Source organism: Rhodoferax sp. (assembly GCF_018063565.1).
GTDB lineage: Bacteria > Pseudomonadota > Gammaproteobacteria > Burkholderiales > Burkholderiaceae_C > Rhodoferax.
Map to the genome: position 1 here is coordinate 1 of NZ_JAGPBB010000030.1, position 12,660 is coordinate 12,660.

Sequence of the window (12,660 nt, forward strand, 5' to 3'; positions counted from 1 at the left end):
TCAAACTCAATGTGTTGTCGACGTTCAGTCATCGCTCCTGTGAGTTGGCCGACAGCGAGCTGATTTTTAAGCCACAAAGCGACCTGGCGATCCTCAATTACATCTGCAACTACATCATTCAGAGCGGTGCGGTCAATCAGGAGTTCGTGAAGAAGAACGTGGCATTTCGCAAAGGTGTCACCGATATTGGCTACGGTCTGCGACCCAAGCACCCGCTGGAGCTGGTGGCGGGTAACAACGGCTACCCTGGTGCTGACGGCAAGCCCAAGGGCGACCCAAATGCTTCGTCACCGATGACGTTTGATGAGTTTGCCAAGTTTGTTAGCGAATACACGCTGGACAAGGCGCATGAGATCTCCGGTGTGCCGAAAGACAAACTTGAAGCCCTGGCGAAAACCTACGCTGACCCCAAAACCAAGGTGGTGTCGTACTGGACCATGGGTTTTAACCAGCACACGCGCGGCACCTGGGTCAACAACATGATCTACAACGTGCATCTTTTGGTGGGCAAAATTTCAGAGCCCGGCAACGGCCCGTTCTCGTTGACCGGCCAGCCGTCGGCCTGCGGCACGGCACGGGAGGTTGGCACCTTCTCCCACCGGCTTCCCGCCGACATGGTGGTGGTCAACCCGGCGCACCGCGCCGCAGCAGAAAAGGTTTGGCAACTGCCTGCGGGTACCGTGCCGGACTGGGTTGGTTTGCACGCTGTGGCGCAAAGCCGTGCGCTCAAAGACGGGCTGTTGAATTTTTACTGGACCAGCACCACCAACAATATGCAGGCTGGCCCCAACATTAACGAAGAGACCTGGCCCGGTTTCCGTAACCCGGCCAATTTCATCGTGGTGTCGGACGCTTATCCGTCGGTCACGGCCATGGCAGCCGACCTGATTTTGCCGTCGGCGATGTGGGCCGAAAAAGAAGGCGCTTTTGGCAATGCCGAGCGGCGCACCCAGTTCTGGCGACAGCAGGTGCGCGCTCCGGGCAAAGCCAAGTCGGACGTTTGGCAGTACGTGGAGTTTGCCAAACGCTTCAAGATGGAAGAGGTCTGGCCCGCGGAACTGTTGGAAAAAGCGCCGCAATACAAGGGAAAAACCTTGTATGACGTGCTGTTTGCCAACGGCCGGGTGAATAAATTCCCACTTGCCGAAACTCAAAAAGGCTTTGACAACGATGAGGCAAAAGACTTTGGCTACTACCTGCAAAAAGGTTTGTTTGAGGAATATGCCGAGTTTGGCCGGGGCCATGCGCATGACCTGGCCTCGTTTGAGACCTACCACAATGCCCGCGGCCTGCGCTGGCCGGTGGTGGACAACAAGGAAACCCTGTGGCGTTTCCGCGAGGGCTATGACCCCTATGTAAAAAAAGGCGAAGGTGTGCGTTTTTATGGTCGCCCCGATGGCAAGGCCTGGATTTTTGCATTGCCCTGGCAACCCGCTGCCGAGCAGCCCGACGCCGACTACGACCTGTGGCTGTGTACCGGCCGCGTGATTGAGCACTGGCACACCGGCACCATGACACGCCGTGTACCCGAGTTGTACCGTGCCATGCCCGATGCCTGGCTCTACATGAACGCGGAGGACGCCAAGAAGCGTGGCCTGCAGCGCGGTGACAGCATCAAGGTCGCGACGCGCCGCGGTGAAGTCACAACCAAGGTGGAAACCCGTGGGCGCAACAAAATGCCACCGGGGCTGGTGTACATGGCCTTCTTTGATGAAAACCGCCTGGTCAACAAACTCACGCTCGACGCCACCTGCCCGATCTCCAAAGAGACGGATTTCAAGAAATGCGCGTGCAAGGTCGTCAAAGTCTGAGCAATTGACCTACAGCCCCAGCGCACATGAAAACGGCTGACCCCGCCGCCCGGCGCCAGTTCATCTTCGACACCGCCAAAATGGCGTGTGGCGTTGGTGCATTTGGCCTTGGTTTGGGGTATGTGGGCAAACAGGCGATGGCGTTACCTGCCGGTGCCATTCGTCCACCCGGTGCCGGACCCGAGGAGGACTTTCTGGGGGCGTGTATCCGTTGTGGACTGTGTGTGCGTGACTGTCCTTATGACATTCTGAAGCTCGCCATGCCACAGCAGCCAGTGGCCACCGGTACGCCGTTTTTTGTCGCGCGCACCAAACCGTGCGAGATGTGTGAAGACATTCCGTGCGTCAAGGCGTGCCCGACCGGTGCGCTGGATCATGGTCTGATCGACATTCAAAAGGCCAAAATGGGCTTGGCGGTGCTGGTTGACCACGAGACCTGCCTGAACTTTTTGGGGCTGCGTTGCGACGTGTGTTACCGGGTTTGCCCGGTGATTGATAAGGCCATCACGCTGGATTTGCAGCACAACGAGCGCACTGGCAAGCACACCATGTTTCTGCCCACCGTGCATTCGGATGCTTGCACCGGCTGTGGCAAATGTGAGGCGTCTTGCGTTCTGGAGGTGTCGGCCATCAAGGTCTATCCCGTCAAGCTGGCCAAAGGTGAACTTAGCGCGCATTACCGTCTTGGCTGGGAAGAAAAGCGCAAAGCCGGTGGCACCTCGCTGGTTGAAAACCGCAATCTGGTGGACTTGCCCGACCGCCTGCCTGAAGGTGTCAAGCTGCCAGGCCACTGGGACCCCGGCACCACCGCGCCCATGTCCAACACGCCCTTGCCCACCGAGGCACCGCGATGAGCCACGCCAATTTCAAGCTGGCGCAAGAAGCGATTGAGGCCAAAGGTTGGTGGCAGTCCCACCGCTATTTGGTGCTGCGGCGCATGTCGCAGCTCACGATTTTGCTCTTGTTTTTGGTGGGGCCCTGGTTTGGCTGGTGGCTTGTCAAGGGCAATCTGAACTACAGCCTGAGCTTGGACGTGTTGCCGCTGGCTGACCCGCTGGTGCTTTTGCAGTCACTCTTGGCGCGCCATGTGCCAGAGCGCAATGCCATCATTGGCGTGCTTATTGTGCTGGCCTTTTATGGGCTGGTCGGTGGGCGGGTGTATTGCTCGTGGGTGTGCCCGGTCAACCTGGTCACGGATGCGGCCAGTGCGCTGCGCAGGCGTTGGGACATCCGTGGCGGCGGCGATCTGCCACGCGAGGCGAGGTACTGGTTATTGGGGTTGATTTTGCTGCTCGCAGCGACAACCGGCACCATCGTCTGGGAGCTGGTCAACCCGGTGTCGATGTTGCCGCGCGGGCTGATGTTTGGCATGGGTGCCGGGTGGCTGCTGATTGGCGGAATTTTCCTGTTTGACTTGTTTGTGGTGAAACGTGGCTGGTGCAGCCATGTCTGCCCGGTGGGGGCTTTCTACAGCGTGATTGGGCGCATCAGCGTGCTGCGGGTGACTGCATCCAAACGGGAAGCCTGTCACGATTGCCTGGACTGCTTTACCGTGTGCCCCGAGCAGCATGTGATCAAGCTGCCACTGAAGGGCGCCAAAAAAGGCGCCAGCCCCATTATTTTGTCGAGCAACTGTACCAATTGCGGGCGTTGTATCGACGTGTGTTCCAAAGACGTGTTCTCCTGGACCACGCGCTTTGGCTCTCAACCCTGATTTCACCGTCCTTTTTTCTTTGCGGAGACCCGACACCATGAGCAAAACCTTCAAAGTGACCTTGGCCGCCATCGCTGCCATCACCCTGGTCGCCTGTGCCAGCACGGCGGTGCAGGTCAACAGCCTGCGCGGCAAAAGTGTCAGCAATGCCGATGACAACACGCTGCAGGTCAAAGAATATGTGGGCAAGCGCCCGGGTCAAACGCCGTTGATCGTGCGCAACTTTGAGGCCCAGCCACCGCTGATTCCTCACACCATAGAAAACTACGAGATCAGTGCGACGGAGAACGCCTGCTGGGACTGCCATAACAGCGATGACTTCAAGGGCAAGAAGATGCCGATGGTTGGCAAGAGCCACCTCATCGGCCCGGTGGTTGCGGATGTCACGCCCAAACTGAACATGCAGCGCTGGCAATGCGACTCCTGCCATGTTCCGCAAGTGGACGCCCAGCCGCTGGTCGACAACGTGTTTCAGGGAAACATCAGCCGGAAATAGGTTGAATACTATATAAAAGAGAGCTGCTAGCGCTTATAGATAAAGCGCTGCCAGCTCTTTTCGCGAAAAATTGTCTGATCAGTGGCGCGACGGCTTTGCGCCATCAGGGTTTGGTGGTTTTGGTGCCAAACAGTTCACGCGGACCGGGGCCTTCGGGCTCACGGTGCGCAATGCCGAAATGGCAGTCGATACAGGTTTCACCTTCAACCAGCGCCTTTTTATGCCGCGCCTGAGCCTTGGGTGTTTGCAGGCTAAGGCTCATCTTGTCTGACTTGTGGCAGTTGCGGCACTCATGCGAGTCGGTTTCTTTCATGCGTTGCCAGACATGGGTGGCCAGTTCATAACGCTTGGCAGCGAACTTCTCGGGCGTATTGATGCTGCCCGTAATGAAGTGGTGGTACAGCTCGCCCGTGGCCTGAAACTTTCGGATCAACAAGGCCACAGGTTCACGCGGCACATGGCAGTCGGTGCAAATGGCCCGCACGCCGGTGCGATTGGTGTCGTGGATGGTGCCTTTGTATTCGGCGTAAACGTTGTTCTTCATCTCGTGGCAACTGATGCAGAACTCCTCGGTGCTGGTATAAGCCAGCGCCGCAGCGCCACCCACAAACAGCGTGGCTGACGCCACAAAACCGGCCACCGACAAGCCCAACACCAGCTTCCAGCGCTGGCGCAATTTGCCCAACAGTCCAGACATAGCGACGGCGCTTAGCGTGTCAGGATGTATTGCGCCAGGTTCTTGATGGCGGCGTCGTCTTTGGCCTTGACTTTGGTGTGCTCTTCCTTGACACCATCGATTTCAATCATGGGTGCCGTGGTCAGATGGGTTACCAGTTTGGCTTCGCCATCGGCCTTGCCTTTGTATTTGGCAGCGGTCTTCTTGAAAGACGGGCCGTCTTTTTGTTTGTCGACCGAGTGGCACTTGTTGCACTTGTTGGCAAGCACCAGTGCCTCGGCAGCGGCCACGTCGACGGTTTGGGCTTGTACGCATAGGGCGGAGCCAGCCACGCCTAGGCTGAGCAGCACTTTTAAAAGACGGGGAGTTTGGCCGTGGCCAGTCAGATCGGTTCGCATCATGGATCGCTCAAAGGAAGTTAATAAACAGCTACGACGATGCTACTGCGGGGGCCTCGGATGGCGTTTTTGAATTCTTGAACTGGATTAACATTTTTTCAAAAATAGATGCGCGAGCCGGCCCGCTGCCCCGGCAGCGCTGGGGGAGGAAGCGCTATTGCAAGCTGCCCAGATAGACCGACACGGCACGGGTTTCGAGTTCGGTGAGCTTGGAGGCGACGCTGTGCATGATGGCGTTGTCGTTGGTTCGTGCCCGATTGCCAAACTCTTTGAGCTGTGTCTCCAGGTAGGCAGGGTGTTGCCCGGCGATGCGCGGCAACTGCTGGGTGCCGTAACCGCTCGCGCCGTGGCAGGTGGTGCACGCAGGAACCCCAGAAAACGTATTTCCAACGGTAAAAATATACTTGCCCACCGCCGCCAGGTCGGCATCGCCGGCCCGGCGTGAGGCGGGTTTGCGACTGGCAAACCAGGCCGCCAGGCCGACAAAGTCTTCATCCTGAAGGTCTTTGACCATGCCATTCATGGTGTCACTCTTGCGCCGGCCCTCGCGAAAGTCCTTGAGCTGCTTGGCCAGGTAATCCGGATGTTGTGCTGCCAGACGCGGATAAACAGCGCTGGCGCTTTCTCCCTCGCGACCGTGACAAAAGGCGCATCGGGTGTCGATCAGTTCCGTCACGCGTGCGCTGGGGATGGGGGCGGTCTGGGCCAGCGCAGCGCCCGCGAGTACCAAGGTTGGCATGCCCAGCAAATGTTTGAATGAGATTCGCAATGCCATCTTGTAAGCTCCTGGTTAGGCTTGATTGCTGCGTTTCATATAGCTTGTTGCACTTATGAATAAAGGGCTAGAGCCGCATTTGACTAAAAATCCATGACCCACGACAAGCTCAGATGCCGTCCAGGCTGGGTGTAGGCGTCAATTGCCGGCAGCTGTGGTGCGGCAGGGTTAGCGGCCAGGCCTTGTACGTCTGACCAGTTCCAGTATTTCTGGTCAGTCAGGTTGCTGATGCCAAAGCTGAGACGCATGTTTTTGCGAAAGCGCCATTGGCCATGCAGGTCCAGGGTTGTAGCAGAAGGCGTCAAAAACTGCCGCTGCGTCGTGGATTTGGGAATGAATGGGCTCTCAAGCTCGCCGGCCCCTTTGGCTGCCTGGTGGGTGAGGTCCAGTGCCAGCTGCCAGTCGGCGGCCTCGTATTTGAGGCCCAACGTCAGCTTGGCTGGGTCAATGCTGCTCAGGGGCCGTTCTGTAGTGTCGTTGCTGCCACGGGTTTTGCCGTAGCTGAAGGGCATGCTCAGCTTGCCACCGGCCACCACGCCCCACTGGTAGCTGCCTCGCACCTCAAAGCCGTAGATGGTGGCTTTATCGATGTTGACAGTTTGAAACAGTGTGGGGTTGGTGGCACTGGCTGCCAGTCCGTTAGCGGTGCCAAAGTTTTTCTTTTCCTGGATCAGGTTGGTGTACTTGCCAGAAAACACCGCGATGTCCAGGGTCAGGCGGCTCAGGCGCGTGCGCAAGCCCAGCTCGATGTTGCGGCTTTCCTCGGATTTCAGGTCAGGGTTGGGCAGCAGTTTGACGTTGAAGGCTTCCAGAGCGCTGTTGACCTGCTGGCCCTCGGGGGCCCGAAAGCCGCTGGCATAGTTGCCATACACCGACCACTGCGGTGTGACGCGGTACATCACACCGAGCTTGGGCGAAACCTGAGTGCCTGAAAGCGACTTGCCTGTTGTGGGTGACAGATTGGGGTAATAGCCGTCCTGGCTGAGCACGTCGATAGCGAATTGGTCCACCCGCACGCCAGGGGTGATGCTCCAGCGCTCATGCAGCAGTTCGGATTGCAGGTACACGGCTTGCGTCGTGTCGCGGGTTTCGGGGAAAAAGCGTTTGGTCTTGTATGCCGCCAGCGGGGCGGGGTCGCTGCCACTGGCCAGGCTGGTTACATCGGTTTGGGCGTAGTCAAACCCGTAGCGCAGCACCTGCGACCATTGGTCTGACAAATGCCAGGTCTTCTCAGCTTGCACCGTGGCTTGCCGGGTGCGCTCGTCATAGCTGACCTGGCGCGCCCGAACGCCCTGGTCGTAGCGCAGCGTTTGCCCGGTTTGCTGCTGGTTGGCGTCTTGCCAGCTCAGGCTGGTTTGCAGTTTGTCGGCCCAGGCGCTGGCCAGCGCGTAGCTGGCACTCCAGCTCAGCCGGTCGCGCTGGGCTTCGGTATTGGCGGACTCGTCCACGACCAACGCGGCCTGTTGGGCTGCGGTGCCGCTGTAGGGCGGCTTGGCGCGGCTGGACAGCAGGTTGACATCGGTGGCTTTTTCAATATGCGCCAGTGTCAGCACATGCTTCTGACCAGGGCTGGGGTGCATCACCAGCTTGCCGAGAAATGCGTGCGACTGGTCGGCTTGCGGGTTGGGCGTGGTGCGGTCCACATGGGCCGCGTCATTGCTGCCCATGTTGTCCAGACCTTCGGCATGGCGGGTGGTGGCGGTGATGGACCACTCGGCGGATTCGCCCGCGCGCCGCGCCAGTGTGGCGCCCGCGCTGATGCCGTGGTCATCTGTGTTGGCACCCAGCCAGACCCGGCCAGCGTTGTCTTTTACAGCGTTGCCGGTTTGCAGGTAGTCCAGCGGCTCCAGGGTGATGAAGTTGACCAACCCGGCCAGGCCATCCGAGCCGTACAGTGCCGAGGTGGGGCCACGAACAATTTCAATGCGTTTTAGCAGTCCCAGCTCGACGGCATCGCGGCCAAAGGCGTTGTTACCGGTGCTGTAGCTGCGTGGCAGGCGCACGCCATCCTCCAGCATCAGCACCCGGTTGCCGCCCAGACCCCGAATGGTGAAGCCGGCGTTGCCGTCCTGCCCGGCGGTGTTGGGTAGGCCGGACACCACAAAGCGGGCCGGGGCGCGTTTGACCGAGATATTGGGCAGGTTTTTGGCGACATCGCGGATGTCGGTCATCTGGCCGCTTTCCATGTCGCTTTGCTTGATCACGTCCATCGACACCGTCAGGTCATCAGCCAGTTGCTCGGCCCGGTTGGCGCTGATCACCACCTGCTGCAGCGTGACAAATGGCGCTGGCGAAGGGGGCGGGGTTTGTGCGATGGCTGCACTGGCGCTGGAGAAGGCCAGGCTGATCAGCAGCGACAAGCGGCAGGGTGGGCGCAAACGCGGTGAGGAATGCATTGGAAATTCTCGTAGGCCTCAATTCGAGCCGTAGTTGGTCAGGCGGACCACATCAAGGATGCGGATCTCGCGTTTGTCAATGGCAATCAGGCCATCGGCCTCCAGTTCGTGTAGCACCCGAGAAAAGTACTCAGGTGTCAGAGAAAGGCGAGAGGCGATCGTCGCCTTGCTAACCGGGAGGGAGACGGTGATTGCGGTACCTGAGGTGTGATCACCGTCTTCGACGTCACGAAGCAGGTAACCGATCAGACGTTGCGCGCCACTTTGTAGGGCATAACCCTCGACGTCTTGCACCAACCCATGCAAGCGGCGCGAGATGCCGGCCAGCATCCGCAAGGCAAATCGGGGGTCCTGCTCAATTTCGCTGAAAACCGCCTGTTTGCTGATGCACATGAGCATGGTGTCACCCAGTGCCTGCACATTCAGGATGTAGGGTTTTTCCAGGAACATCATGGCCTCGGCAAAACTGTGGCCCGGGCCAACAATTTCAATGACCTTCTCTTGCCCTGATGGCGAGCTAATGGACAACTTGACCTGGCCGACGATCACCACAAAGAACGATTCGCACGGGTCGCCCATGCGGGCCACCATGTCGCCACGAGAAAAACGGCAAAGGCGGCAACCCTTGGCCAGGCGCGCGCGCTCATCGTCGGAGAGCACGCTAAACAGCGGCACGACTTGCAGGTAGCGGCGCATCTCGGATTGGTCGAGTTCAGTTTTCATTTGAGTTAGCTTCCGTGTTGGGTTATTGGCGTTGACGGGCAGGAGAGCGCCGGGCAAGTCAACGTTTTGAGAGCTGCGTCCAGGCTTGTGTCAGCCGGCTCACCAGGTCTTGTGGGCGACGCACCATCGCGTAGCCTTGCTGCCCGAACAACATGGGCAGATAGTCGTGTGCAGTGTCGTCGATTGTGATGCAAAAGGGTGTGAGACCGGCGTCTCGCGCCTCGGTCACGGCATGGCGCGTATCTTCCAAACCGTAGCGGCCCTCGTAGATGTCCAGGTCATTGGGTTTGCCGTCGGTCAGCAGCATCAACAAGCGGCGGTGTTCCGGGCGTGCCGACAGTTGTCGCGTGGCGTACCGAATGGCCGTTCCCATGCGGGTGTAGTAGCCGGGTTTGATGGCACCGACCCGACTGCGGCAGGCATCATTCCACGGTTCGTCAAATGGCTTGAGGTGCTGCAGGCGCACATGGCTGCGCCGCACCGAGCTGAACCCCCAGACCGCAAACGGGTCATCCACCGCGTGCAGCGCTTCGCCAAAAACAAACAGCGCGTCGCGGATCACATCAATCACTTTGGCCTGTGGTGTGGCGTAGGCATCGGTGGAGAGTGATAAATCGGCCAGCAGCAGGGTCGCCAGGCTGCGCTCGGAGCTGCTTCGCCGGGTGTAAATCGGCGGGGTGTCGGTGCGCAGGCTACTGGTGCTGTGTTGGTCGGTGTTAAAACGGACCCAGGCATCCAGGTCGATGTCGTCGCCACTGTCTTGGCCATGCAGTGGGCGTGGTGCGTCGCGCAGGGTCTCGAGCTTGCGGCGCACCCGCTTGGCGGTGAGTCTCAAGGCGGGTGAGGGCACAAACGGTGCGGCATCGCGGGTTTGCATCACCTGCACGCGGCAGTGACCGGGCAGCAGGCGGGACTTGCGGTAATCCCATTCGGGCAGCGCCAGGCCCGGCCCCAGAGGCTGGTCGTCGGCGCTGCTGCTGGGCAGGTCGAGGTCAAACTTGACGCGGCTGGCCAGGGTTTGGCCGTCGGGGGCCACTGCCAGGCGGTCCATGTCGTTGGCCACGTTCAGGGCGTTGGCATCGGGCTCGTCGTCGGTGCTGCGGTTGGCGCTGACCATGTCGCTCCAGGTCATGATCGATTCACCACGCGAGGGCAGCACCATGGCAGTGCGGTCGTTTTTCTCAGGGGCTGTTTGGGTGCGGCGGCGCTGCCGGTCGGTGACGGCAATGGGCTGCGGTGCGGCATCTTGCTGCGCTGCTTGTGGCGGGGTGTGCCCGGGTTGGGTTGGGCCAGTTGCTAACCAAAGCCACACCGCAGCGGCGTCTTTTGGGTTCAGATCAGACGGTTGGGGCACCTGGTCGCCAAGCGCGGCGCGCACCGCCAGCTCGGCGTGGCGGGCGGGTCCTTTCAGGCTGGCCGGGTCGGGCCGCTGTGCCAGATGGGCTTGCAGCAAGCCTTGGTAGCGGGGCTGGAAGCCTGCAAAGGTACTCAGCGTCTGCTGCGTGGCTCGCTGGTTGTCGGCCAGCCAATCGCCAGTCGATTCAAAGTGCGCCGAAAGCAGCGCCAGCCACAGGTATAAATCGCGGTTGAGCTGCGTCTGGTCAAACACCGCCAGCGTGGCGGGTAGCGCCAGCACATCGGGCTCCAGCTGCGCAGTGTCAGCATGGGTGTGCAAGCCGCCCAGTTTGTGGAGCCAGTGGCCGCTGCTGCCCACACGCTGTGCACTGGCCGTTGCCAACCGCAGGGCGGCGGCTCCACCGGCAGCGCGAAACACAATGCCGATCGACTTTTCCACGTCTTTGAGCTGCATCGCCGCGTGCGCATGGGTGGTGCGTGCCATGCGGCTTAGCGCCTGATGCCACCACAGGCCAACGGTCTCTTCCATCAGCGTGCCTCGTCCTTCAGCTCCTGCGCACGCTGGCGCAAGGTTTCGCGCAGGGCTTGCTCACCGACTTGCCATTGCAGCGTGGGCGTGCGCTGCTGTGTGGTTTGCGATGTGTCGCAGGCGCTCAGGCATTGCCCGCACTGCACGCACGAGAACATCATGCGTTTGATGTTGCGCGGCTTCAGGCGCATCGGGCAGGCGCTGTCGCAAGCTGAGCCGCGCGGCACGTCACAGGTTTTGCAATCCCGCGCACGCTGGCGATCAAACGCCACCACCATGCCCCTGGGGTTAGCCATCCAGGCCAGGCTTTGAAACAGGCCGACAGCGCAGCCAAAGCGGCAAAACAGGTGGCGGGCAAAGGCAAATTCGGCCGCAAAAATCAGCCCGCCAATGCCAATGAAGCGGGCCTGGTTGGCGGTGAGCGTGCCGTGCAGCAAGCCACCCCAGATGGTGGCGGGTGGCAGCAGGTAGGTGAGCAGGGTGACAGACCACAAAAAACCCATCAACACGCAAGACAAGCCAAAAATGGGCCACCAGCGCGCGTTAGGCTGGGTATTGGCCCTTGCAACGGGGCTTTTGTCCCACAGGCTGAGCTTGCCGCAGGCGCGGTGCAGCAGGTTGTTGAGGCTTTCGACCACCGAGAAATGTGGACACAACCAACCGCAGTACAAACGGCCATAGCGGTAGGCCACGGTCAAAAAAATCACCACCAAGGCAATGCCGGGCAGAAACGCACGCAGCACGATTTGCAGCGCTGTGGTGGTGGCGTCAATCTCGCCCGTGATGAAGGCATCAATCCCCAAGCTCCAGCGCATGCCGAAAAACCATAGCTGGGTCTCAGTCAGATCAAACCGCAGCAGGTTGAGCGCTGGCGCCAGCAGGAACAGCGCAAAGAAGCCGCCCTGCGTCCAACGCCGCTGGGATTGCAGCTTGTTCTGGCTCGCGTCGCTGGGGGTGGGGCGGGCCAAAATTGCGCTTGGGCAAATTTCAGGCGGCATGGCCAAACAGGGCACTCGCCACTTCGCCCAGGGCGTTGGCGGTGTCAGGGTCGTCGGTGAGCGCGTCAATCACGGCCGCCTGACACGCAGTGTGCATCGTCAGGCCCGAGGCTATCAGCCGTCCGGCCGACACCAGCAGCCGGGTGCTGGCGGTTTCTTCCAGGTCGTGGTCGGTCAGGCGACGCAGCGCGGTGGCCAATTGCACCAGCTGGGCCGACTGATCGCCGGTCAGGCCGGTTTCGTTTTGCACAATGCTGCGTTCAACCTCAGGCGTCGGGTAACTCATGCCCAGCGACACAAAACGCTGGCGCGTGCTGGGTTTCAGGCCTTTGAGCAAGTTCTGGTAACCCGGGTTGTACGAGATCACCAACATGAACTCAGGGGGAGCGGCCAGCTCTTCGCCGGTGCGCTCGATGGGCAAAATGCGCCGGTCATCGGCCAGCGGGTGCAACACCACGGTGGTGTCCTTGCGCGCCTCCACAATTTCGTCAAGGTAACAAATGGCACCGCTACGCACCGCGCGGGCCAGCGGGCCATCTGACCAGACGGTGCTGCCATTGCCAATCAAAAAGCGCCCCACCAGATCAGCGGCGCTTAAGTCATCATGGCACGATACGGTGATCAAGGGGCGGCCAAGTCGGGCCGCCATGTGCTCTACAAAGCGGGTCTTGCCGCAGCCGGTTGGCCCCTTGATGAGCAAGGGCAACTGCTGGCGCCAGGCATGCTCAAACAAGGCACATTCGTGCGCTTGCTCGGCATAAAAGGGCAGTGTTGCCATAGTGCTCGCT

General features: G+C 60.1%; 12 protein-coding genes. 4 read left to right on the plus strand and 8 right to left on the minus strand.

Annotated elements, in window-relative coordinates; translation table 11 throughout:
• The 4 genes from napA to KBF66_RS08970 form a co-directional block, all read left to right on the plus strand.
• A partial coding sequence (napA, locus tag KBF66_RS08955) for a nitrate reductase catalytic subunit NapA (RefSeq protein WP_296655291.1) occupies positions 1 to 1,811 on the plus strand: 1,811 nt, incomplete at its 5' end.
• A gap of 26 nt (positions 1,812 to 1,837) precedes the next feature.
• Complete coding sequence (gene napG, locus KBF66_RS08960) at positions 1,838 to 2,665, plus strand: ferredoxin-type protein NapG (protein ID WP_296655292.1); 828 nt, start codon at positions 1,838 to 1,840, stop codon at positions 2,663 to 2,665.
• The gene (napH, locus tag KBF66_RS08965; protein ID WP_296655294.1) at positions 2,662 to 3,525 is read left to right on the plus strand and encodes a quinol dehydrogenase ferredoxin subunit NapH; all 864 of its coding nucleotides are present in this window, start codon (positions 2,662 to 2,664) and stop codon (positions 3,523 to 3,525) included. The genes napG and napH overlap by 4 nt, the downstream gene beginning before the upstream one ends.
• A 37-nt stretch (positions 3,526 to 3,562) precedes the next feature.
• A complete protein-coding gene (locus tag KBF66_RS08970) occupies positions 3,563 to 4,021 on the plus strand; it encodes a nitrate reductase cytochrome c-type subunit (RefSeq protein WP_296655297.1) in 459 nt (152 codons plus the stop codon).
• Between the two features lie 103 nt (positions 4,022 to 4,124).
• On the opposite strand, the gene KBF66_RS08975 is transcribed toward KBF66_RS08970, so the two are convergent.
• The 8 genes from KBF66_RS08975 to KBF66_RS09010 all read right to left on the minus strand — a co-directional run bounded on the left by KBF66_RS08975 (position 4,125) and on the right by KBF66_RS09010 (position 12,650).
• A complete protein-coding gene (locus KBF66_RS08975) occupies positions 4,125 to 4,718 on the minus strand; it encodes a NapC/NirT family cytochrome c (protein WP_296655299.1) in 594 nt (197 codons plus the stop codon).
• Between the two features lie 11 nt (positions 4,719 to 4,729).
• On the minus strand, positions 4,730 to 5,098 hold the full coding sequence (locus KBF66_RS08980) for a c-type cytochrome (protein WP_296655301.1): 369 nt from the start codon (positions 5,096 to 5,098) through the stop codon (positions 4,730 to 4,732).
• A gap of 151 nt (positions 5,099 to 5,249) precedes the next feature.
• Complete coding sequence (locus KBF66_RS08985; RefSeq protein WP_296655305.1) at positions 5,250 to 5,870, minus strand: c-type cytochrome; 621 nt, start codon at positions 5,868 to 5,870, stop codon at positions 5,250 to 5,252.
• Positions 5,871 to 5,953: 83 nt separating this feature from the next.
• Positions 5,954 to 8,266 carry a TonB-dependent hemoglobin/transferrin/lactoferrin family receptor gene (locus KBF66_RS08990; RefSeq protein WP_296655307.1) on the minus strand — a complete coding sequence of 771 codons (2,313 nt, stop codon included), beginning with the start codon at positions 8,264 to 8,266 and terminating at the stop codon, positions 5,954 to 5,956.
• Between the two features lie 18 nt (positions 8,267 to 8,284).
• Positions 8,285 to 8,989: a Crp/Fnr family transcriptional regulator gene (locus KBF66_RS08995; RefSeq protein ID WP_296655309.1), complete on the minus strand. Its 705-nt coding sequence runs from the start codon at positions 8,987 to 8,989 to the stop codon at positions 8,285 to 8,287.
• Positions 8,990 to 9,047: 58 nt separating this feature from the next.
• A complete protein-coding gene (locus KBF66_RS09000) occupies positions 9,048 to 10,874 on the minus strand; it encodes a VWA domain-containing protein (RefSeq protein ID WP_296655311.1) in 1,827 nt (608 codons plus the stop codon).
• Positions 10,874 to 11,872 carry a 4Fe-4S binding protein gene (locus KBF66_RS09005; RefSeq protein ID WP_296655313.1) on the minus strand — a complete coding sequence of 333 codons (999 nt, stop codon included), beginning with the start codon at positions 11,870 to 11,872 and terminating at the stop codon, positions 10,874 to 10,876. Before KBF66_RS09005 ends, KBF66_RS09000 begins: the two co-directional genes overlap by 1 nt.
• Positions 11,862 to 12,650, minus strand: a complete 789-nt coding sequence (locus KBF66_RS09010; RefSeq protein ID WP_296655316.1) for a CbbQ/NirQ/NorQ/GpvN family protein — start codon at positions 12,648 to 12,650, stop codon at positions 11,862 to 11,864. The genes KBF66_RS09005 and KBF66_RS09010 overlap by 11 nt, the downstream gene beginning before the upstream one ends.
• Positions 12,651 to 12,660 lie beyond the last annotated feature (10 nt).